Genomic DNA, 21,230 nt, shown 5'->3' with positions numbered 1-21,230 from the left:
CAAAACGTAACATCCGGGGCGCACCCCGGCACCGCCGTCGTCGTCATGTTCCGTAACTGAAATGTGCGCGCCGGCAAGGAAGACAGGGATCCCGCGTCTGCGGCGTGGCGGCGGAGCAGACGTGACGCATCCCATATACTGCAGCCTGCATGGCCTCTGGTAAGGTAACGCTAACCTTCCTTTTGTGTTCGTTTCGTGCGGCTTCGGCCGTTTCTTTCAGGAGTGCCTCCTCATGCATCGACCCAAGCTTCTTGCTGCCTGCGCCGCGTTGACGGTGTCCGCTTTGGCCTTGAGCGGCTGCGGCGTGCTGGGCATCGGCAAGGAGCCGGCGGACCTGCAGATCTATTCGGCCCGCCATTACGACCTTGAGGGCGCGTTCGGCGAGTTCACCAAGGAGACCGGCATTTCCGTCGAGTTCATCACCGGCGATGACGCGGAGCTGCTGGAGCGGGTCAAGGCCGAAGGAAAAGACACCCCCGCGGATATCTTCATGACCGTTGACGCGGGCAACTTGTGGAACGCCGGGCGGCAGGACGTGCTTGCCAGCGTTAAGTCGCCCGCCCTTGAACAGGCCGTACCGGCCGACCTGCGGGACCCCGACGGAAAGTGGTTCGGCCTCGCGATGCGCGCCCGCACCATCACCTACAACCCGGAGAAGGTGGATCCGGCCGAATTCGATACCAAAGACACCTACGCCGGCCTGGCCGACGCTAAGTGGAAGGGTCGCCTGTGCATGCGCGACGCCACCTCTTCCTACACCCAGTCACTGGTTGCCGGCCTGATCGACCTCCACGGCAAGGAAAAAGCCCTTGAGATCGTCAAGGGCTGGGTGGCGAACGACGTGGACATCATGAGCAACGACGTCCTGCTGCTCGAGGCGATCGACGCCGGCGCGTGCGACGTTGGCATTAACAACCACTACTACCTGGCCCGCAAGCTGGAATCAGACCCCAACTTCGGCGTTGACCTGTTCTGGGCCAGCCAGGCGGGTGCGGGAACTCACGTGAACATCTCCGGTGCGGGCGTGGTGGGGAACTCGGACAATCCTGAAAAGGCCCAGCAGCTCATTGAATGGCTGGCAACCAAGGGGCAGAATGCCTTCGTGGACGCGAACCACGAGTTCCCCGTGAACCCGTCCACCAAGCCCGAGCCGCTGATCGCAGGCTTCGGCGACTTCAAGCGCATGCCCCTGAACGCCGAGGCTTACGGCGACCTGAATGCCGAGGCCACCGAGCTGCTCGCCGAAGCGGGATATAAGTGAGCCGACCGGCTGTCCTGACCGCATCTGCCGCGCCGGCCAGGCGGCGGATGCTCGCCGGAAACGGGCGGCCGCTCTGGTCCGCGCTCGTCCTGCTGGTGGCCGCCCTGGTGGCAACGCCCGTTGTAGCCGTCCTCGTGGACGGTATCGGCACGCTGGGCAGCGGGACCGTGCCGCGCGACCTCGGCGCAATGGTGCTCACCACCGTGCTGCTGATGGTCGGCGTCGGTGCCGGAACGCTGCTGGTGGGGGGCGGACTCGCCTGGCTGGTCACCGCCTACACCTTTCCGCTCCGCAACGTCCTTTCCTGGGCCCTGGTGCTTCCGCTTGCGATGCCCGCCTACATCCTGGGCTTCGTGTTCCTTTCCACCTTCGACGTCGGCGGTCCGGTACAGGCCTTGCTGCGGTCAGTCTTCGGCCCCGGCGCCTGGCTTCCTGAGGTGCGGTCCCTGCCGGGCGCGATCCTGGTGATGTCGCTGACGCTCTACCCCTACGTCTACCTCCTGGCCCGCACGGCGTTCAGCGAGCAGGGTGCCGCCACCTACGATGCTGCCCGCACCCTGGGCGCCAGCCGTGGCCGGACCCTCTGGCGCGTCCTGGCGCCGCTCGCCCGGCCGTCCCTTGCCGCTGCCCTGGCGCTGGTGATGATGGAAACCCTCACGGACTTCGCCACCGTCCAGTACTTCAACGTCCAGACGGTCTCGGTGGGCGTGTACCTGGTGTGGAAGGGAAGCTTCGATTTCCATGCCGCCACCCAGCTCTCCGTCCTGGTCCTCCTCTTCGCCGTGGCGGTGCTCGCCGCTGAGCGCCTGTTCCGCGGCCGGTCCCGGTTCCACCAGAAAGCCGGCAGGGGAGAAGGGCTCCAGCCACGGAAACTGTCCGGCTGGGCCGGGTGGGCCGCAATGCTCGCGGGCGTGGCTGTCCTCTCCGCGGGCTTCCTGCTTCCCCTTGCCCGGCTGGCCGCCTGGGCGGTTGGCGAGGCCGTGTCGTCCGCCGCAGGACCGATGCTTGACCCGCGTTTCCAGGGCTACCTGCTGAACAGCATGGTGGTGGCGGCGATTGCGGCCCTGGCGTGTGCGGCCCTTGCCTTGGCCATCGGACACAGCGTGCGCCTGGGCGGCGGACGGGTGGTTGTTTCGGCAGCGCAGGCCACCACTTTCGGCTACGCCGTTCCCGGAGCCGTGATCGGCATCGGCGTCCTCATCGCCTTCGCCAAGCTCGACGAACTCGTGGAAGCTGCCGGCGTGCCCGGCGGTACCGGGCTGCTGGTGACCGGCTCGGTGGCCGGCATCCTTGCCGCGTACGTGGTCCGTTTCCTGGGGCCCGCCTACCAGGCCGTGGACGCGAGCTTCGCCAAGATCTCACCAGCCTTGACGGCGTCCGCGTTGAGCCTCGGCGCCACTCCGGGACGGCTGCTGGCCCGGATACACCTCCCCCTGGCCCGCCGCGGAGCGGCCGTGGCCGCCGCCCTCGTGGCCATCGACGCGGTTAAGGAACTGCCGATCGTCCTGCTCCTGAGGCCGTTCGGATTCACCACCGTTTCGGTGTGGGTGTATGAGCTGGCCCGCGAGAACTTCTGGGAAAAGGCGGCCCTGCCAGCCCTGGGCATCGTGGCCGTCGCCATCATTCCGGTGTATTTCCTCTTCCGGCGGACTGCCGGCCTGCGTACCGGGGCGGGGGCATCATGAGCAGTCTGACGAACAGCGCTATCGCCAACGGAACACCCTCCCTGGAGCTTGCGGGCGTCAGCATGAGTTACGGCAAGGTCGCCGCTGCGGCGTCCATTGACCTGACAGTGGCGCCCGGCGAGCTGGTCAGCGTCATCGGACCCTCAGGGTGTGGAAAATCCACCATGCTTCGGCTCATCGCCGGGCTGGAACGGCCCGATGCCGGCACCATCACCATTGCCGGCGAGACCGTTGCCGACCGGCGCCGGTTCCTGGAGCCGGAACACCGCCGCGTAGGCCTGGTGTTCCAGGAGCATGCGCTCTTCCCCAACATGACCGTGACCAAGAACGTCGCCTTCGGGCTGAACCGCATGCCTGCCGCGGAGCGCCGGAAGCGGGTTGCCGAGGTGCTGGACATCGTCCGCCTGGGGCACCTGGCCGGACGCTACCCGCACGAGCTTTCCGGCGGAGAACAACAGCGAGTGGCGCTGGCGCGCGCCCTGGCGCCCCGCCCCGCCGTCGTACTCTTGGATGAGCCGTTCTCCAGCCTGGACGAAACGCTCCGCGGCCGCGTGCGAGCCGACATCGTCACTGCGCTGCAGGAGAGCGGAACCACGGGCCTGTTCGTCACCCACGACCAGACCGAGGCGCTGTCCGTGGGGCAGCGCGTGGTGGTGATGCGCGCCGGAGCCATCGAGCAGAGCGACGTACCGGAGAAGGTCTTTGAACAGCCGGCCACGCGCTTTGTGGCTTCCTTCATGGGTGATGCCGACTTCCTTCCAGCTCATGTCCACAACGCGCTGCTGACCTGCGAGATCGGCGTCGTCTCCACCGTTCCCGGCTGGGGCGGGTGCGATGTCGACGTCGACGTGGTGCTGCGGCCCCACGAAGTGGCGCTCAGCCTTGATCCGGCCGGTACCGCCGAAGTGATATCGCTGGAATACAGGGGGGCGTTCGTCCTCCACCACGTCCGGCTGGCCTCCGGCCGCACCCTGCGCTCCTGGCAGCCGCACCAGGTGCGCCACGCCCCGGGCACCCGGGTCCAGGTTTCCGTCACTGCGGGAACGACGCCGACCCTCCTGGTCGGTGACCACGCGGTCACCGGTCCGCCGGCCGGCTCAGCCCGCTCCGCACAGCGGCCGCCGGCGCCTTCCCCTGCCACAACCCTGAGGTAATTTCCGTGACCATCGCACCACCCACCAGGCGCCTTGAGGCGTCGGCCCCCGCCGTTCCGTTTGCTGCGCAACTTGCCCGGTTCGGAAACCGGCCCGCGGTGCTCGCCGGCAAGGACACGCTCAGTTACGCGCAGCTGGCTGCACGCGTCCATGAGACCGCGGAACGGCTTGGCCCGGTGCGGCGGCTGGTGCTGCTGGCCGCGACGAACGGCGTCGATTCCCTGGTGGCGTACCTTGCCGCGCTGGCCGGCGGGCACCCCCTGGTGCTGGTGCCCGGTGACAACCCCGCAGCTGTGGAATCCATCAGGGCAGCGTTCGATCCCGACGTCGTAATGGGCGACGGCGGCGGGGACGGTGCCCCGCGCATCACGGAAGTCCGCACCGAAACCCGGCACCTGCTGCATCCCGACCTTGCCCTGATGCTCAGCACTTCCGGGTCAACCGGTTCACCCAAGCTGGTCCGGCTCTCGCACCGCAATGTCCAGGCAAACGCCGAGTCCATCGGCGAATACCTCCGGCTCAGTGCCGGTGACCGCGCCGCGACCACGCTGCCGATGTCCTACTGCTACGGCCTCTCGGTGATCAACAGCCACCTCGCTGTGGGAGCTTCGCTGGTCCTGACCGACCTTTCCGTGGTGGACCCGTGCTTCTGGGAAGTGTTCACCCGCACCGAAGCGACGGCCTTCGCCGCGGTGCCGTACACGTTCGAGCTGCTGGAGCGGATCGGATTCCAGGACATGGACCTTCCGCACCTCCGCTACGTCACCCAGGCCGGCGGGCGCCTCGCCCCTGAGCTGGTGCAGCGCTACGCCCGGCTAGGCCGGGAGCGGGGGTGGGAGCTGTTCGTCATGTACGGGCAAACAGAAGCGACCGCCCGGATGGCCTACCTGCCGCCGGAGCTCGCCGCAGAAAGCCCGGCGCGCATTGGCGTGCCGATACCCGGCGGGAAGTTCCGCATCGACCCCGTGGACGGGCTTGAGGACGGGGAACTGGTGTATACCGGACCCAACGTGATGCTGGGATATGCCGAGTCGCCTGCGGACCTGGCGGAAGGGCGAACCATCACTGAGCTGCGCACCGGCGACTTGGGCCGACGGCACCCGGACGGGCTGTACGAAGTAACGGGCCGGCGCAGCCGGTTCCTCAAGATCGCGGGGCTGCGGATCGACCTCGGCCGGGTGGAGCAGATCCTGGCTGACCTGGGCGTGCAGGCCTCCAGCGCCGGCACCGACGGCCAGCTGGTGGTGGCGCTGCAGGGCACCCACGACCCGGACCTGCTGCGTAAGATGCTGGCGGGAAGCCTGGGCATTCCGCGTGGATCCGTGCAGATGTTCTCCGTGGCGGAACTGCCGCGGCTGGCAAGCGGCAAGCCGGACTATCAGGCCGTGCTGGCCCTTGCGGCCCCGGCCCCGTCACCGGCAACGGATGAGCGCCCGGTCAAGGCCGAAGGTCCGCAGGACGTGCGGCGGATCATGGCGGAGCAGCTGGAGCTCGAGACCGTGCAGGCGGACAGCACGTTTGTTTCCTTGGGCGGGGACTCCCTGTCCTACGTGGCTACCTCAGTCCGGCTGGAAAAAGCCCTGGGCACCCTGCCATCCGACTGGCACCTCCGAACTGTCGCCGAACTGGAACAGGTGTCGCCGCCTCCCAAGCCGCGCAGGAAGCTGACGGCACGCATCGAGTCCAGCATCGTCCTGCGCGCGGTTGCCATTATCTTCATCATCAGCACCCACATCGGCCTGTTCCACTGGGAAGGGACCGCCCACGTGCTTCTCGCCGTTGCGGGCTATAACTTTGCCCGCTTCCAGCTTGGAGGGGAGCGGGCCCGTCGGCTCCGACGCCAGGCGGCGAGCCTGGCCCGGATCGTGGTACCCAGCATGGCGTTCATCGCCTTCGGCTATGTGGTCACCGACCACTACAGCGTGGCGAACATCTTCCTGCTGAACGCCTTAATCGGGCCGCAGGAAGTGACCACCGAATGGCACTTCTGGTTCGTGGAGGTCCTGACTTACCTTCTTGTCTGCATGACGGCCCTGCTGGCCGTCCCCGCCGTGAGCCGACTGGAACGGCGATTCCCGCTGGCGTTCCCGCTGGGTTTGACGGCTGCCGGGCTGCTGGGCAGGTCTGAAATCGTAGACCTTGGCGTGCCGAACACCGGCCCTGCCCTGTGGCTGTTCGCACTGGGGTGGACCGTCGCCCGGGCCCGGACGGTGCCGCACCGCCTGCTGGCGTCGGCCATTGCAGTGCTGTGCGTTCCGGGATTCTTCTACGGCGACCTCGTGCGCGAGGCCACGCTGCTGACCGGAATCCTGGTCCTCATCTGGGTGCGGACACTGCCGGTCCCGAAGGGCCTGCAGAAGGTCACCGTCCTGCTGGCCAGCGCCTCGCTGTACATCTACCTCACGCACTGGCTGGTGTTCCCCTACTTTGTTGCCCTGCACCCGTCCGTTGCCGTCGTCGCATCCCTCGTGGCCGGCGTCGGATACTGGGCCCTGGTCAGCTGGGTGCTGGGACTGAAGCGGCGCCGCACCCGCTCTGGCGTGGGCGCCCTTCAGGCCAGCCGCTCCTAGACCAGCCCCGGCGAGCTGGCGAGGATGTAATCCGCCGCGGCGGGCCCTTTCATGCTCAATCCGGCATGGTCCGGGTTGAGCCGCTGTTTCATGGCCGCCCAGAACGTGGTTTCCGGGCGGGGAGCTCTCTGGTTGATGAAACACCAGCTGGTGTACAGCCCGTAAAGGCGGTCACAGTCCACGGCAGACTCTGCGTCAGGGTCGAGGTGGGTGGCTTCCTGGAGGAAGAGATCAAACTGCGAATGTGCCATCACGGCTTCCCATCGCTAAGTGCGCGGTGCCGCCGTTCGGCTACAGCAGCGGACTCCCATGCCATGCACAAGTGCTTGGGAGCGTTGGGCGGCGCCATCGAGGAAGTCGGTGGACCGCTAAGCGATAGTTCGCTTGTCTACGATGTAGACTTTACCTGTAGACCAACCAAATAGGCAAGCGTCTGGACTATTACCCAGCGGCGCCCAGCCGAACCAATGGACGGAACAGTCAATGGCATCCCCGAAGAGCCCGGGCGCGCGAACGCGGACCGGCAAAGCTCCACTGACAAGGGATCTGGTCCTCAGCACAGCGCTGGAGATCGTGGATTCGGAGGGCCTGGACGCGCTCACCATGCGGCGCCTGGGCCTGGCGCTGGACCGGGACCCCATGAGCCTGTACCGCCATGCCGAAAACCGGGCCGCCCTTCTGGACGGTGTTTCGGAGCTGGTGCTGAATGAACTTTCCATTCACCCGGAAGATCCGGACTGGAAGACTCAGCTGCGCCATATTGCGCACGGCTTGCGGGCATTGGCACTGCAGCATCCGAACGTAGTTCCGCTCCTGGTGACCAGGCCGCTGTCCACTCCGCTGGGCCTCAGGCCGCTGGGAACATTGCGCCCGCTCGAGCAGATCCTCTCCCTGCTGGTGGGGGCCGGCTTTGCTCCGGACGACGCCCTCCACGTGTACCGCGCCTACTACGGCCTTCTGTACGGCCACATCCTCAACGAACTGCAGGAGTTCGTGGTGGACCCGGAGGAGAACGAGGTTCTCCTCCGGCTGGGGCTGCACCGCCTGCCGGCCAGGGAGTTCCCCCGGCTGCGCGCGCTGGCCCCCGCGCTGGCTGAATACGACGGCGCCGCCGAGCTCGACCAGGGCCTGACCATCCTGCTGTCCGGGCTGGAAGCACACCTGTCCCGGCAGTCGGAGGGCGTAGTGACCGCTTCCTGAAGGGTCGGACTACCGGGGGCTACTCGAACGAAGCCCTGCGGGGGTCCGAAGTCCGGGTGTTCCAGACATCCGGGCGGTTGACTTTGAAGCGCCGGCCGGTGAGGGTCCGGGCACTGAGCTGGACGTAGTTGTCCTTTTCGCCGGGCTGCCACGGCTCCAGCCGTTCTGCGTCCACCGCGTCCTTTTCCGCCTGGTCCTGCATCAGCGCCGTGTCACCGCGTGCCACCACGCTCCACGCCATCTCGGACTGCGGATCGTAGCCGTCGATCTCCAGGGCAGCCGGACGCTCCGTCATTGCACTCCAGAGCTTGGTGCCGCCGGCGGTCCGGAACACGATGCTCCGGCGGTGGAGCACATAGTTCACCGGAAAGATCTCCGGGTGGCCGTCCACCACGATGGCGATCCGGCCAACGGTGTCGTTGGCCAGCAGGTCCCAGCACTCGTCGAACGACAGCTGGTCGGTCCGGGGCGCGTCAGCGTTCATGGTCCCACCATACGGGGACCTGGCCCCGTCCCGAACGTGTTCTTAATCAATTCCTGCGAAGAGGGTGCTCAGCTCCGCGGTCAGTTCCTTCTGCAGGGCGGGGGTGCCGATTTCCTTGCCATCGATCCTGTTGACCGGCGCGAGGAGGCGCACGCTGGAGATCAGCCACACCGCGTCCGCGTCCAGGAGATCCTGCGGCTCCAGGGGACCATAGCCGAGTTCCCAGCCTGCCGCCCTGGCGGCGCCGAAAAGGGCGCCCTGGGAGGTGCCTGCGAGGATGCCACTGTCCAGCTGTGGGGTCACCAGCCGCTTGATCCGCGTGCCGTCGTCGGACTTTTCCACATGCGCCAGAAGCACCGTGGACGTGGGCCCCTCAAGCACCCGACCATCGGAGGAGACGAAGATGACGTCGTCAGCGCCCTGCTTGCGTGCGTATCGGAGGGCGGCCATGTTGACCGCGTAGGAGAGGGTCTTGGCGCCAAGGAGAAGCCACGGGGCACGTTCGCCCACTTCGCTGTCGTAGCCGCGCTCCAGGAGGATCACGTCCAGGCCCGTCTCGCGCTGCCGGCGGCCCAGGCTGCCGGCGGGGGACACCTGGACCCAGGCCGTGGGGCCGTCGCTGCCCTCCACACCGCGAGTGACCACCAGTTTCACCACCCGTTCGTCCCCGGACGAATCTGTGGCGGGGTTCTGGTGGAGGTGCTCCGACAGGGCCGTGTCGATGGCACGCCGCCACGCATCCTGGTCCGGGATCACCAGGTCCAGGGCCTCCGCGGAACCGCCCAAACGGTTCAGGTGCGCCTGCATCTTCCGGACCGAGCCGTCCACCGCCAGCATGGTTTCGAAGATTCCGTCGCCGCGGGTGGCGCCCTGGTCCGTGACCATCAGCTGCGGTTTCGCGGCGTCGGCCAGGCGGCCGTCCGGGAAGGAAGGATCAAGGAAGACGAGAACCACGGGAGCTGGAGAGGTCATGGCTCCAGCTTAGTGCCGCGCGCGCCGGATAAGCTGGGCGCAGCGCCCCGGCAGGAAACCGTCCGCCGGGAGCTCGTGTCCCGGGGGTTGTTCGCTTGTTGTGGCCGTTTTCGCTTGCCGGCACCGCGCCGATGTGGGTTGTGGTAGTACTTGCTGCCGCTGACCTGTTGATCAGGGTGCTTGCCGTGGGAATCATCCCCGGCAACCGGCGCCCTACCACGGCCATGGCCTGGCTGTTGGGCATCTTCTTCGTGCCGTTTGTGGGCCTTCTCCTGTTCCTGCTGTTCGGCAATTTCCAGCTCTCCAGTCGACGCCGCCAGCAGCAGGAGCTCGTCAACGACAGGGTCCGGGCCGGCATTTCGGCGATCGCGGACGCGGAGAGCCACTACCCGGGCCCCGAATGGGTCATTTCCGCTGCCGAGCTTAACCGCCGCCTGGGTTCGCTGCCGATGGTGGACGGGAACTCGGTGGACCTGATCCCGGGTTATCCGGACTCCATCCTGGCCATGACCGAGGCCGTGCGGAAGGCGAAGAAGTTCGTCAACGCGGAGTTCTACATCATGAGCACGGATCATGTTACCGACGACCTGCTCACGGCACTGGAGGAAGCTGCCGAACGCGGCGTGGAAGTCCGGGTGCTTTTCGACCACATCGGCACGTTGCGCGTCAAGGGCTACCGGAAACTCCTCAAGAGGCTGCGGGCGGGGAAGATCCAATGGAAAAGGATGCTTCCGCTGCTGCCGATCCACGGCCAGTGGCGTCGGCCCGACCTGCGGAACCACCGCAAGATCATGGTGGTGGACGGGGAGATAGCGTTTACGGGTTCCCAGAACCTGATCGAGCCCTCGTACAACAATCCGCGCCACCGGAAGGCCGGCCGCGAGTGGGTGGAGCTGATGGCGTGCCTGCGGGGCCCGATTGTCACCACCCTCAACGTCGTCTTCGCAACCGACTGGCTGAGCGAGACGGACGAGTCCCTGGAACATCAACTGCAGCTTCCGGGGAACCCCGAACCCGGGCACGTGACAGCGCAGGTGGTGCCCAGCGGTCCCGGATTCATTACCGAAAACAACTTGCGCCTTTTCAACACCCTGATCTACTCTGCGCAGCACCGCATCTCCATCTGCAGTCCATACTTTGTGCCGGACGATTCCCTGCTTTATGCCATCACCACCGCCGCCCAGCGGGGGGTGGACGTTGAGCTGTTCGTCTCCGAAAAGGGCGATCAATTCCTGGTCCACCACGCCCAGCGCTCCTACTACGAGGCGCTGCTCGAGGCGGGCGTCCGGATTTATCTCTACAAGGCACCGTTCGTGCTGCACGCGAAGCATTTCACCATCGACGATGAGGTGGCGGTCCTCGGGTCAAGCAACATGGACATGCGCTCCTTCTCGCTGAACCTCGAGGTTTCCGTAATGCTGCTTGGGGAGAAGATCGTGGACAAGATGCGGGCCGTCGAGGACACCTACCGGGACATCTCGCACGAACTCAAGCTCGCCGACTGGCTCAACCGGCCGCTGGCAGCACGGTACATCGACAACGTGGCCCGCCTCACCGCAACGGTCCAGTAGCCGCGGAGGGTTCAGTCCCGGGGGAAGTCTGAGCCCAGCGTGGAGAGGACGCCGTAGGCCTTGGTGCGGATTTCGTCGTATTCGTCGTCGGGAATGGAATCGGCCGTGATGGCGCCGCCGACGCCGAGGGACAGTTCCACTGGCCCCTCGCCGGGGTGGCTGATCACCAGGGTGCGGATCGCCACGGCGAGGTCCGTTGCCCCGTTCAATGAAAAGTAGCCGATCGCGCCCGAATATATTCCGCGCGGGCCATCCTCCAAGCTGTCCAGGATCGCCATGGTGCTGATCTTGGGCGCGCCGGTCATGGAGCCGGCGGGGAAGCACGCCGCCACGGCCTCGGCACGCGACGATCCAGGCAGCAGGCGGGCGTCGATGGTGCTGACCATCTGGTGTACGGTGGCGTAGCTTTCGATGGCGCACAGCCGGCTCACCGTCATGGTCCCGGGCACCGCGAAGTGGCTGAGGTCGTTGCGCAGCAGGTCAACGATCATGATGTTCTCGGCCCGGTCCTTCACCGACGTCGCCAGGTCGGTGCGCAACCAGGCATCCTCCTCCGGGTCGGCGGCCCTGCGGCGGGTGCCCTTGATGGGCTCCGCGCGCATCCCGCCGTCGGCAGCGATCTTCAGGAACCGCTCGGGCGATGTGCTGGCAACGGTCAAGCCACCGAGCCGCAGGTAACTGGCGAAGGGCGCCGGATTCCGATGGCGAAGGGCCAAGTAAGTCGCCCAGGGGTCGAACCCGCCGGCCGGGACCGCAGCAGTGAGCGTGGTGGTCAGGCAGACCTCATAGGAATTGCCCTCCGCGATCTGCGCTTGCGCTGCCCCGATCTTCCGCCGGTACTCCACGCCGCTGTCACGGCTGCGGAACGCGGGGGCAGGGCGCACGACGGCGGTGCCGGCGCCGGCTTCGGGAGGCAGGCCCGGGGCCCTGCCCCCTTCCAGGGAGTCATCAACCGCAGCCCTGGCTCGTGCGAACCAGGCATCCGCCTCCGGCTCGTCCAGTGCAAGCAGCCACACAGCGCCCGCGGTATGGTCAAGGACTATTGCGCGCCCAGCGAAGATCAGCGCAGCGTCCGGTGTGGGCGATTCGACGTCAGAGCCGCCGGTCTCCCGTTTCAGCTCGTATCCCAGGGTGCCCAGCCAGCCCAGCGTGAATCCGCAGGAGTAGTCCTCTGGAACAGTCACGGAGGGGGTGCCCCAGACCGTGTTGAGCCAGCGGAAGAACGGGCCGGTAACCTGCGCTGTGGCGGACCCGGAGCTCACCCGGGTCGCCCCGGAACTGTGGGTGGCCGACTGGCCGAACGCGCCGCCGTCGTCCGCCATGATGCTGAAGCGGCTGCGCCCGGCGGTACCCCCTTCGCCCCCTTCGGCGGACAATTCCCCCACGCGTTCCGCGGGGAATTGTCCGTCCTGGGGGGAGTGCTGGGAGCTGTCCAGCCAGACTGCCTGCGGGGAACCACCGTAAAGGGTGTGGAACAGGGCAGGGGCGTCCGGCCTGCACTCCAGTCGCTCGGCGCGGAGGGTGTAGGCGTGGCGGGCTGCCACTTCGGGGGCGAGCACCGTGGACAGCGCGGGCAGATGGGGGAGGAGGTGCAGTACGTCGGCGGGAGCCCCGCCGTCGGCCAGGTTATGGACGCACAGGTCGGCGTGGTCGGGAACGGGGTCGGCAGCGAGCCAAGCGGACTCCTGGGCCGCCCACTGGTCCCAGAACGGTTCATAGGTGCTGCCGTCGCGGTCCAGGGCCCGGGTGCGCCGGACGTCGTCCGGTGACTCGGCCCAGATCACCGCGCCCAGGAAGGGGCGGGCCGCGGCGGCCGCGGCCCCCACCCCCTCCACGATGACGATCTCGGCGGGAAGGGTGACCCGGGCGGGGCCGTCGTAATGGTTCTCCCAGTCCCAGCTGGTCCAAGTGGCAGCCTCGCCCCTGCTCAGCGGCTCCAGCACTGTGGCCACATACCGTTCGATGCCGGCGGCCAGGCCGTTCCAGCCCGGATAGATGTCCTCCAGGTGGAACAGTGATACCTTGTGGTGGGCACGGAGCCGGACCGCAAGCTCGACGGCGAGAGTAGTCTTCCCTGCGCCTGAACGCCCGTCGATAGCAACGATGACGGGGGCTGGGCTCATGGATTAGAGCGTACCGCTATCCCTGGCGCGCTTTCATCCGGGGGTTCTTCTTGTTGATGACGAATGTGCGTCCGCGCCGGCGGACAATCTGGGCGCCCGGGATCTTCTTCAGTGCCCGCAGTGAATTCCTGACCTTCATGGTGTCTCCTTGTAGTGGGTGGTTCTTGCGTGTTCAGCTGGCAGACGCCAGACCGAACGGATCCTGCAGTTCATGGCCCGAGGCCAGTTCCTCGTCCGTCAGCTGGCAGTGCAGCAGGAGTTCCGCGAACTCCGCCGGGTCAAGATCCTCGCCAGTGGCTTCGATGACAGTGCCGGCGTCCAGCCTTCCCCTGGCGGGGAGGACGGTTCCTACGTTTTCCAGCCACACCCGCGGGCCGATGCCTTGGATGGCGATCCGGCACTCCGGAGCCGATGCCACCCACAGATGGCCTCGCAGCACGCAGCAGCCCTCGGCCAGCGTGCCCAGGGCGAGGCGGAACCGGCCCGGATGCAGCGGCCGCTCCGCTGACTGCCTGACCGTGATAAACGGCGACGGCGTCGCGGCGGGTCCGTCAAGGCCAGGAGCGATGCGGATGTGCGGGGCGAGTTCGCGGATCAGGTGCAGGCCCCGTTCGCGGCCTGCCGGATGGGCGGGGACGATATCCGGCTCGGCCAGCACAACGAGGTCCGCGGACTCAAGTTCACCAACGAGGAATTCCCCGGGCGTGCGTTCGTCATCAGCCACCGGCGTGAATCCGGATTCGTAAAGGGTGTGCGAGTCCCAGATGTGGTCCTCCAAGGCGTCCGGCGCGCACGCGAGCATCTTTTCGTAGGTAATCGCTGTGCCCGTGGTCCGGTCGAGGCCGCGCTTGAGGGCAGTGACGGCCACCGTTCCGGGGACCGCCGGGGGCAGGCCAATGATGATCGTGCCGCCGGCGCCGGCAGCGAGGCGTTCGACGGCGGGTACCAGGTCCAGGCGGACAGCGCAGCTAAGGCAGCCGTGCTCAAGCAGGGTTTCCTCCCGCTCTACGAGGGTCCCGTTCCCAAAGACGCGGCGGATGACGACGCCGTTCTCCAAGAGGTCGTGCAGGATCACCAGGGAATTGGGGTGCCTTGCGGCCAGGTCTTCACAGGCCTGCTGGCGGCAGAGGGCGTCCAGGGAACCGACGACGATGAGGTGCATGCCGCCAGATTAGTTGAGAATGATTCTCAACTGCAAATTGATTCCCCGAGGGCGGCCGTCCGGACATGGTCAATAAGGCCGGGAATGGCGGCGTGGATCTGATGCCAGACGGCGTCGAAGTCGGCGTGGCCGCCGTACCAGGGGTCCTCGATGCCTTGGTCCAGCCGGTCGCGGCCGTCCATCGCGGGGTCGAAGCTTCGCAGCATGCGGACCTTGTCCAGCGACTCCTGGTCGGGGGCCGCTTCACTGAGCCAGGCGTAGTGGTCGATATCCAAGGCGAGGATGAGGTCACGGTCCCTGAACCACTGCGGTTCCCATTTTCTGGCCACATGGCCGGCCGAGAGGATTTGGGTGGCCGCGAGGCGGCGCGCTGCCCGCGGGTCGATGGGGCGGCCGGACTCGTATCCAGTGGTGCCGGCGGAATCCACAACCACCGCCCCGTCCAGCCCCTCGCGTTTCAAGGCCTCCCTGAGCATGAGCTCCACCATGGGGGACCGGCAGATGTTCCCGGTGCAGACGGCGATAACGCGGTATGGGCTCGACGCTGAGTTCATGACACTAAGCATGCGCGCATATCAGGGCCTTGGCTACCCGCAATTCATGTGGATTGACAGTTTTGTAAAGATGGGTGACTTAGGGCCAAGCGGGGTAGGACTCAGGGTTGGACCCGCTCCGCACGCCCGCACTCCCCTCCTGAGGCCTCAGTGCATGAGGGCGAGCAGGACTCCCACGGCTACGAAGAGGACGCCAAATACGCGGTTGAGTATCTGCTGGCCCCGCTCGTTTTGGGTGAGGCGCTGGAAGGAACGTGCTGCGGCGGCGAAGAAGAACCACATGACCAGGATGTCGATGGCCACCACGGTGGCCGTAAGAACCGCGTACTGCGGAAGCAGTGGCTGTTCGGCCCGGATGAACTGCGGCATGAAGGCGAGGAAAAAGACGATCGCCTTGGGGTTGAGCAGGTTTACCCACAGCCCGCGCCGGAAAATCGACCAGGCCGGCTCGTTGCGCAGGGCGGTGGCCTGTTCTTCTGCGACGGTGGGCTTTGCGAGGAACTGCCTGATGCCGAGGTAGACGAGGTAGGCGGCCCCGGCGTAACGGATCACGTTGAAGGCCACCGGTGAGCTGGCCACCAGGACCCCTACGCCCAGGGCCACGACCAGCACGTGGATGACCAGCGCGGCCTGTTGTCCCAAAATGCCCCAGATGGAGCGTCGGAACCCGGCATTGAGCGAGTTGCTCATGGTGTTGATGGCCCCTGCTCCAGGGGTGAAGCTGATCAGGGCGCCGGCGCCCGCAAGGGTGAGCCACAGGGAGAATTGCACCCCATAATCTTACGCGCCGACGGGCGGCGTTCCCCGGCGCTAAGCCCTTGCAATGACCTCACCGTTGGGAATCAGGAACCAGCCGTCGTCCGTGGAGCCCCAGCGGTGCCAGCCGGCGGAGATCCTGGCCAGGTCCGCCGGGTTGGCGAAACCATATTCCAGGGCCTGTTCCGCGAAGGCGGAGTGCAGCACCCGCTCGCCCCACACGCGCGCCTGCCAGCGGCGCTGTTGCCCGGTGGCGTACAGCCAGTTGCTGCTGGTGGGCGCGACGTCGGTGAATCCTGCTGCCTGGGCCCAGCTGACCAGCCGCCGCCCGGCGTCGGGCTCTGCTCCGTTCCGGCGCGCGATGCGCTGGTAAAGCTCCATCCACTCGTCCAGCTCCGGGATGGCGGGGTACCAGCTCATGCCGTGGAAATCGGCGTCGCGCACGGCGACGATGCCGCCCGGCTTCGCCACCCGGCGCATCTCGCGGAGGGCTTCCACCGGGTCGGTCAGGTGCTGCAGGACCTGGTGGGCGTGCACGACGTCGAACGTGTCGTCGTCGAACTCCAGGTCGTAAATGTTGCCGGTGACGAACTCAACGTTGGAAACTTCCCGTTCCCCGGCGAGCGCCTTGGCCTGCGCGATGATGTCAGGCGACCGGTCCAGCCCGGTGACCGTCCCCGGGGCAACCAGCCCCGCGAAGTCGCAGGTGATGCTCCCGGGTCCGCAGCCGACGTCGAGCATGTCCGTGCCCGGCTGCAGGTGGCGGAGTACGAAGGCGGCGGAATTTTCCGCCGTCCGGGCGGCATGGGCGCGGACCACGGATTCATGGTGGCCGTGCGTGTAGACATCGTCTTCGGGCTGCTGCGCACTCATAGCCAAACGCTACTCCTCCCGGGCGGCTACCGTCGCTTCCACCATGGCGGCCATGAAGCGCGCCGCCACCTCGAGCTCCTCCGGCGTGAAGGCCGCCAGTGCCTCCCCCATGTGGCGCGAGAGCGGGGCGAAGATGGCGTTGCCGTCCTGGTATGCCTTGGGTGTCATCTTCAATTCGACCTGGCGACGGTCGGTGCTGCCTCGCTCGCGGACCACGTGCCCGGACTGGTCCAGCCGGTCGATCAGGGCAGTTGTGGCAGGTGAGCTGAGATCGAGTTCCTTGCGGAGTACGCCGGGCGTGACTACGGCACCCCGGGCGGTGTGGCGCATGATCACCGCCAGGGCGTTGAGGTCGGTCCGGTGCATGTCCTTCCGCCCGCCGGCGGCATCCACGTACCGGTTGGCCTCCAGCGTGAATTCCTGCAGGAGGAGGACCAGGGGATGCGGTCCCTCGGTGGGTACCGTTCCGCTCACGCGCACCTCCTCTTGTGGTCAATAGTCCGAAGGGATCCTACCGCTCCCAAGTCCGCGCCAAATAAATCTAGTCTGTCACTTATCTCCATGGTGGAGATAATCTATGATGAGTCAAACATCCACCGGCCGGGGAAGGCAGCATGAAAGCGAAGCACGCAGGCTCACCATCAAACAAGGCGCCCTTCTGGCTGCGCTGGCTTGTCCCCACGGTTCTCATCCTTACGTGGCTCACGCTCGCGGGAATCGGCGGGCCCACCTTCGGCAGGCTTGAGGAGGTCTCTTCCAACGACCAGGCGTCCTTCCTGCCGGCCAGTGCCGAGGCGACCGCGGCCCAGGACTGGCAAGCCAAATTCCGGGACGCCGATGAGGTCCCGGCCGTCATCGTCATCGAAAGCCCGGAACGCTTCGCCCCGCCTCAGCTGCGCGAAGCCGCCGCGCTGAAAACAGAGCTCGAAGGCCTGGAGCTGGGCAGCGCCGTCATCGGACCCATCCCTTCCGAAGACGGGGAAGCGGTGCAGTTCATCGTTCCAATCAGCGAATCCCTCGAACTTGAGGAGGCCGTCCAGGAACTGCGGGACACCACTTCCGCGGGTACGCCGGAGGGTATGCAGTCGTACGTGACGGGCCCGGCCGGCCTCGCCGCGGACCTCACCGGCGCCTTCGCCGGCATCGACGGGCTCCTGCTCCTGGTGGCGCTGGCGGCAGTGCTGGTGATCCTCCTGATCGTCTACCGCTCCATCCTGCTGCCGGTCATGGTCCTGCTGACCTCCGTGTTCGCACTCTGCGCCGCCATCCTGCTGGTGTTCGGCATGGCCAAGGCGGGCTGGATCCAGCTCAACGGCCAGAGCCAGGGCATCCTCTCCATCCTCGTGATCGGCGCCGCCACGGACTACGCGCTCCTTTACGTGGCGCGGTTCCGCGAAGCGCTCACCCACACCACCGACCGCACGGCCGCCGCGCTCACCGCGTGGCGGGCATCCTTCGAGCCCATCCTGGCCTCCGGCGCCACCGTGATCATCGCCCTCCTGTGCCTCCTCTTCTCCGACTTGAACTCCAACAAGGCGCTCGGTCCCGTGGCTGCGGCCGGCATCCTCTGCGCCTTGTTCGCCGCGCTGACCCTCCTCCCCGCCCTGATGGCGCTCTCCGGGCGGGCCGCCTTCTGGCCCTTCCGCCCCAAGCTATTGCCCGACGACGAACGCGAACCCGAGCTGGTCACCGGACTTGAGGGGCAAAAGGGTCTGTGGCGGGCCACCGGGTCGCTGGTCCGGCGCCGGCCGCGAACCGTGTGGGTCGCCTCGGTCCTGCTGCTGCTTGTCGCGTCCGCCGGAGTTTTCCAGCTCAAGGCCAACGGCGTCCCACAGACCGACGTCATCCTCTCGGCCTCGACTGCGGTGGACGGCCAGGATGCGTTGGCGCGACATTTCGACGCCGGCAGCGGCAGCCCCGCCGTCGTGGTTGCGGACGAGGGCAAAGCGCGGGAGGTGCTGGAGGCAGTCAAGGCGGCCGACGGCGTCGGCGACGCTTACCTGCTGGCTGAGGGCAGCGTCCCCATCACCGGAGCCCCCGGGACTCCCAGCGCCCCGGACGTCCGGGACGGGAAGGTACTGATCAACGCCACGCTGGACGCCGCCGCCGACTCCCTCGAGGCCGAAGAGGCCGTCAAGGCCCTGCGCGCCGACGTGAGGGCGGAGGACCCCGGCGCCCTGGTGGGCGGCGTGACGGCCATCGCGCTGGACACCAACACCACGGCGCAGCGTGACCTGGTGATCATCATCCCGATCGTGCTGGTGGTCATCCTCTTCATCCTGATGCTGCTGCTCCGGTCTGTCATCGCGCCGGTGCTGTTGGTGCTCTCCGTGGTCCTCTCCTACGCGGCGGCGTTGGGGGTGGCGGCGTTCGTGTTCAACAACATCCTGGGCTTCCCGGGCGCGGACGCCACCGTACCGCTGTTCGGGTTCGTCTTCCTGGTGGCCCTGGGCGTGGACTACAACATCTTCCTGATGAGCCGGGTCCGCGAGGAATCCCTGAAGCACGGCACGCGTCCGGGCATCCTGCGCGGACTGGGCGTTACCGGGGGCGTCATCACCTCCGCCGGCGTGGTCCTGGCGGCAACGTTTGCCGCGCTCGGCGTCATCCCCATCATGTTCCTGGTCCAGCTGGCATTCATCGTGGCCTTCGGCGTGCTCCTGGACACCGTGCTGGTGCGCTCGCTCTTGGTGCCCGCGCTTGCCTACGACATCGGACCGACCATCTGGTGGCCGGGAAAGCTGGCCCGGGAGGGGCTCCGGCATCCCCGCGAACCGTTCTCCAATGGCGAAACCGGGACGCCGGCGTCGTTCGCGGACGCCGGGGAAATCCGCTAAACGGCGCGGAAGTCCGGCAGCGCGGGGCGGACCCGAATACAAAGTTGAGTCACCTTCGCTCAACTTCGGATTGACATCGATGACGCCCTGAGTAAAGTTGAGTGCAGAACGCTCAATCATGCGGGCGCCAGCAAGTTTCCAAGGAAAGAAGGAAGCAACACATGTCACGTGCAGTAGGTATCGACCTCGGAACCACCAACTCCGTCGTCTCCGTTCTCGAAGGTGGCGAGCCCACCGTTATTGCCAACGCCGAGGGTGGCCGCACCACGCCGTCCGTCGTTGCGTTCTCCAAGTCCGGCGAAGTCCTGGTGGGCGAAATCGCCAAGCGCCAGGCCGTCAACAACATCGACCGCACCATCGCCTCCGTCAAGCGCCACATGGGCACCGACTGGACCAAGGCCATCGATGACAAGAAGTACACCCCGCAGGAAATCTCCGCGCGTATCCTCATGAAGCTGAAGAACGACGCCGAGTCGTACCTGGGCGAAAAGGTCACCGACGCGGTGATCACCGTCCCCGCCTACTTCAACGACGCCGAGCGCCAGGCCACGAAGGAAGCCGGCGAAATCGCAGGCCTGAACGTCCTGCGCATCGTCAACGAGCCCACGGCAGCAGCTCTCGCCTACGGCCTGGACAAGGGCAAGGAAGATGAACTCATCCTGGTCTTCGACCTCGGTGGCGGCACCTTCGACGTCTCCCTGCTGGAAGTCGGCAAGGACGAAGACAACTTCTCCACCATCCAGGTCCGCGCCACCGCCGGTGATAACCGCCTCGGCGGCGACGACTGGGACCAGCGCGTCGTTGATTACCTGCTCAACCAGCTGAAGGTCAAGGGCATCGACCTGTCGAAGGACAAGATCGCCCTGCAGCGCCTCCGCGAAGCTGCCGAGCAGGCGAAGAAGGAACTGTCCTCCTCCACCAGCACCAACGTCTCGCTCCAGTACCTCTCCGTCACCCCCGACGGCCCGGTCCACCTGGACGAGCAGCTGACCCGCGCCAAGTTCCAGGACCTCACCAAGGATCTGCTGGAGCGCACCAAGAAGCCGTTCCACGACGTCATCAAGGAAGCCGGCATCAAGCTCTCCGACATTAACCACATCGTGCTGGTCGGTGGCTCCACCCGTATGCCTGCCGTCTACGACCTGGTCAAGGAACTGGCCGGCGGCAAGGAGCCGAACAAGGGCGTGAACCCGGACGAGGTTGTGGCCGTTGGTGCAGCCCTGCAGGCCGGCGTGCTGAAGGGTGAGCGCAAGGACGTCCTGCTGATCGACGTCACCCCGCTGTCCCTCGGCATCGAAACCAAGGGCGGCGTGATGACGCACCTGATCGAGCGCAACACGGCCATCCCGACCAAGCGGTCCGAGACCTTCACCACGGCTGACGACAACCAGCCGTCCGTGGCCATCCAGGTCTTCCAGGGCGAGCGCGAGTTCACCCGCGATAACAAGCCGCTGGGTACGTTCGAGCTGACCGGCATCGCGCCGGCTCCGCGCGGCGTCCCGCAGGTCGAGGTCACCTTCGACATCGACGCCAACGGCATCGTCCACGTCTCCGCGAAGGACAAGGGCACCGGCAAGGAACAGTCCATGACCATCACCGGCGGCACCGCGCTCTCCAAGGAAGACATTGACCGCATGGTCCGTGACGCCGAGGAGCACGCAGCCGAGGACAAGGCCCGCCGCGAAGCGACCGACACCCGCAACTCCGCAGAGCAGCTCGCCTACTCCGTGGACAAGCTGATCGCCGACAACGCCGACAAGCTGCCCGAGGAGGTCAAGACCGAGGTCCAGGCCGACGTCGACGCCCTGAAGAAGGCCCTGGAAGGCACCGACGACGCCGAGGTCAAGACCGCGTTCGAGAAGCTGCAGGCTTCCCAGACCAAGCTCGGCGAGGCCATCTACGCCCAGGCTGGTTCCCCGGACGGCGCCACCGGTGCTGCGGGTGCCGAAGGTGCCCCCGCCGGCGAGAAGGCTGACGAGGACATCGTTGACGCTGAAATCATCGACGAAGACGAAGCGAAGAAGTAGC

Annotated in this window: 18 protein-coding genes; 8 read left to right on the top strand and 10 right to left on the bottom strand. The window is 66.6% G+C overall.

Annotated elements, in window-relative coordinates; genetic code table 11:
• Positions 1-232: 232 nt before the first annotated feature.
• The 4 genes from ACIQC0_RS14200 to ACIQC0_RS14185 are packed head-to-tail and all read left to right on the top strand — an operon-like array spanning position 233 to position 6,670.
• Entirely contained in the window at positions 233-1,261 is a 1,029-nt protein-coding gene (locus ACIQC0_RS14200) for an extracellular solute-binding protein (protein ID WP_377214108.1), read from the top strand.
• Complete coding sequence (locus tag ACIQC0_RS14195) at positions 1,258-2,946, top strand: ABC transporter permease (RefSeq protein WP_377214109.1); 1,689 nt, start codon at positions 1,258-1,260, stop codon at positions 2,944-2,946. The genes ACIQC0_RS14200 and ACIQC0_RS14195 overlap by 4 nt, the downstream gene beginning before the upstream one ends.
• On the top strand, positions 2,943-4,100 hold the full coding sequence (locus ACIQC0_RS14190) for an ABC transporter ATP-binding protein (RefSeq protein ID WP_400535824.1): 1,158 nt from the start codon (positions 2,943-2,945) through the stop codon (positions 4,098-4,100). The genes ACIQC0_RS14195 and ACIQC0_RS14190 overlap by 4 nt, the downstream gene beginning before the upstream one ends.
• Positions 4,101-4,105: 5 nt before the next feature.
• Positions 4,106-6,670 (top strand): AMP-binding protein, encoded by a 2,565-nt coding sequence (locus ACIQC0_RS14185; RefSeq protein WP_400535821.1) that lies wholly within the window; start codon positions 4,106-4,108, stop codon positions 6,668-6,670.
• On the opposite strand, the gene ACIQC0_RS14180 is transcribed toward ACIQC0_RS14185, so the two are convergent.
• Complete coding sequence (locus tag ACIQC0_RS14180; protein ID WP_400535818.1) at positions 6,667-6,921, bottom strand: hypothetical protein; 255 nt, start codon at positions 6,919-6,921, stop codon at positions 6,667-6,669. The two genes, ACIQC0_RS14185 and ACIQC0_RS14180, sit on opposite strands and share 4 nt — an antisense overlap.
• A 232-nt stretch (positions 6,922-7,153) precedes the next feature.
• On the opposite strand from ACIQC0_RS14180, the gene ACIQC0_RS14175 reads away from it, so the two are divergent.
• A complete protein-coding gene (locus ACIQC0_RS14175; RefSeq protein ID WP_400535815.1) occupies positions 7,154-7,870 on the top strand; it encodes a TetR/AcrR family transcriptional regulator C-terminal domain-containing protein in 717 nt (238 codons plus the stop codon).
• A gap of 19 nt (positions 7,871-7,889) precedes the next feature.
• On the opposite strand, the gene ACIQC0_RS14170 is transcribed toward ACIQC0_RS14175, so the two are convergent.
• Complete coding sequence (locus ACIQC0_RS14170; RefSeq protein WP_400535812.1) at positions 7,890-8,354, bottom strand: pyridoxamine 5'-phosphate oxidase family protein; 465 nt, start codon at positions 8,352-8,354, stop codon at positions 7,890-7,892.
• 42 nt (positions 8,355-8,396) lie between these two features.
• Complete coding sequence (locus tag ACIQC0_RS14165; protein ID WP_400535809.1) at positions 8,397-9,326, bottom strand: aminodeoxychorismate lyase; 930 nt, start codon at positions 9,324-9,326, stop codon at positions 8,397-8,399.
• 131 nt (positions 9,327-9,457) lie between these two features.
• Between ACIQC0_RS14165 and cls the strand changes: the two genes are divergently transcribed.
• Complete coding sequence (cls, locus tag ACIQC0_RS14160) at positions 9,458-10,897, top strand: cardiolipin synthase (protein ID WP_377214899.1); 1,440 nt, start codon at positions 9,458-9,460, stop codon at positions 10,895-10,897.
• Positions 10,898-10,908: 11 nt separating this feature from the next.
• On the opposite strand, the gene ACIQC0_RS14155 is transcribed toward cls, so the two are convergent.
• From ACIQC0_RS14155 to ACIQC0_RS14125, 7 genes are all read right to left on the bottom strand, one after another.
• Complete coding sequence (locus ACIQC0_RS14155; protein ID WP_400535806.1) at positions 10,909-13,020, bottom strand: chorismate-binding protein; 2,112 nt, start codon at positions 13,018-13,020, stop codon at positions 10,909-10,911.
• A gap of 16 nt (positions 13,021-13,036) precedes the next feature.
• Entirely contained in the window at positions 13,037-13,159 is a 123-nt protein-coding gene (gene ykgO, locus ACIQC0_RS14150) for a type B 50S ribosomal protein L36 (RefSeq protein ID WP_011693081.1), read from the bottom strand.
• A 33-nt stretch (positions 13,160-13,192) separates the two neighbouring features.
• Positions 13,193-14,182 carry a GTP-binding protein gene (locus tag ACIQC0_RS14145; protein ID WP_377214117.1) on the bottom strand — a complete coding sequence of 330 codons (990 nt, stop codon included), beginning with the start codon at positions 14,180-14,182 and terminating at the stop codon, positions 13,193-13,195.
• A 26-nt stretch (positions 14,183-14,208) separates the two neighbouring features.
• The gene (locus ACIQC0_RS14140; RefSeq protein WP_400535803.1) at positions 14,209-14,736 is read right to left on the bottom strand and encodes a low molecular weight protein-tyrosine-phosphatase; all 528 of its coding nucleotides are present in this window, start codon (positions 14,734-14,736) and stop codon (positions 14,209-14,211) included.
• A gap of 147 nt (positions 14,737-14,883) precedes the next feature.
• A complete protein-coding gene (locus tag ACIQC0_RS14135) occupies positions 14,884-15,507 on the bottom strand; it encodes a LysE family transporter (RefSeq protein WP_400535800.1) in 624 nt (207 codons plus the stop codon).
• 39 nt (positions 15,508-15,546) lie between these two features.
• On the bottom strand, positions 15,547-16,365 hold the full coding sequence (locus ACIQC0_RS14130) for a methyltransferase domain-containing protein (protein ID WP_400535797.1): 819 nt from the start codon (positions 16,363-16,365) through the stop codon (positions 15,547-15,549).
• A 9-nt stretch (positions 16,366-16,374) separates the two neighbouring features.
• Positions 16,375-16,839, bottom strand: a complete 465-nt coding sequence (locus ACIQC0_RS14125) for a MarR family winged helix-turn-helix transcriptional regulator (RefSeq protein ID WP_400535795.1) — start codon at positions 16,837-16,839, stop codon at positions 16,375-16,377.
• 140 nt (positions 16,840-16,979) lie between these two features.
• Between ACIQC0_RS14125 and ACIQC0_RS14120 the strand changes: the two genes are divergently transcribed.
• Positions 16,980-19,202, top strand: a complete 2,223-nt coding sequence (locus tag ACIQC0_RS14120; RefSeq protein WP_400535792.1) for an MMPL family transporter — start codon at positions 16,980-16,982, stop codon at positions 19,200-19,202.
• A 161-nt stretch (positions 19,203-19,363) separates the two neighbouring features.
• Positions 19,364-21,229: a molecular chaperone DnaK gene (gene dnaK, locus ACIQC0_RS14115; RefSeq protein ID WP_377214123.1), complete on the top strand. Its 1,866-nt coding sequence runs from the start codon at positions 19,364-19,366 to the stop codon at positions 21,227-21,229.
• Position 21,230: the final 1 nt, after the last annotated feature.

This window comes from Pseudarthrobacter sp. NPDC092419 (assembly GCF_044755045.1).
Taxonomy (GTDB): Bacteria; Actinomycetota; Actinomycetes; order Actinomycetales; family Micrococcaceae; genus Arthrobacter.
Note: the sequence above shows the minus strand (reverse complement) of the source record. Positions and strands in the feature narration are given on the sequence as shown.

What these genes read in the sequence shown, in the direction of transcription:
- ACIQC0_RS14130 (WP_400535797.1), bottom strand. Translation starts at nt 16,365, where the DNA reads ATGAGTGCGCAGCAGCCCGAAGACGATGTCTACACGCACGGCCACCAT.
- ACIQC0_RS14120 (WP_400535792.1), top strand. Translation starts at nt 16,980, where the DNA reads ATGAAAGCGAAGCACGCAGGCTCACCATCAAACAAGGCGCCCTTCTGG.
- ACIQC0_RS14165 (WP_400535809.1), bottom strand. Translation starts at nt 9,326, where the DNA reads ATGACCTCTCCAGCTCCCGTGGTTCTCGTCTTCCTTGATCCTTCCTTC.
- ACIQC0_RS14145 (WP_377214117.1), bottom strand. Translation starts at nt 14,182, where the DNA reads ATGCACCTCATCGTCGTCGGTTCCCTGGACGCCCTCTGCCGCCAGCAG.
- ACIQC0_RS14155 (WP_400535806.1), bottom strand. Translation starts at nt 13,020, where the DNA reads ATGAGCCCAGCCCCCGTCATCGTTGCTATCGACGGGCGTTCAGGCGCA.
- ACIQC0_RS14180 (WP_400535818.1), bottom strand. Translation starts at nt 6,921, where the DNA reads ATGGCACATTCGCAGTTTGATCTCTTCCTCCAGGAAGCCACCCACCTC.
- ACIQC0_RS14175 (WP_400535815.1), top strand. Translation starts at nt 7,154, where the DNA reads ATGGCATCCCCGAAGAGCCCGGGCGCGCGAACGCGGACCGGCAAAGCT.
- ACIQC0_RS14200 (WP_377214108.1), top strand. Translation starts at nt 233, where the DNA reads ATGCATCGACCCAAGCTTCTTGCTGCCTGCGCCGCGTTGACGGTGTCC.
- ykgO (WP_011693081.1), bottom strand. Translation starts at nt 13,159, where the DNA reads ATGAAGGTCAGGAATTCACTGCGGGCACTGAAGAAGATCCCGGGCGCC.
- ACIQC0_RS14190 (WP_400535824.1), top strand. Translation starts at nt 2,943, where the DNA reads ATGAGCAGTCTGACGAACAGCGCTATCGCCAACGGAACACCCTCCCTG.
- dnaK (WP_377214123.1), top strand. Translation starts at nt 19,364, where the DNA reads ATGTCACGTGCAGTAGGTATCGACCTCGGAACCACCAACTCCGTCGTC.
- ACIQC0_RS14170 (WP_400535812.1), bottom strand. Translation starts at nt 8,354, where the DNA reads ATGAACGCTGACGCGCCCCGGACCGACCAGCTGTCGTTCGACGAGTGC.
- cls (WP_377214899.1), top strand. Translation starts at nt 9,458, where the DNA reads ATGTGGGTTGTGGTAGTACTTGCTGCCGCTGACCTGTTGATCAGGGTG.
- ACIQC0_RS14140 (WP_400535803.1), bottom strand. Translation starts at nt 14,736, where the DNA reads ATGAACTCAGCGTCGAGCCCATACCGCGTTATCGCCGTCTGCACCGGG.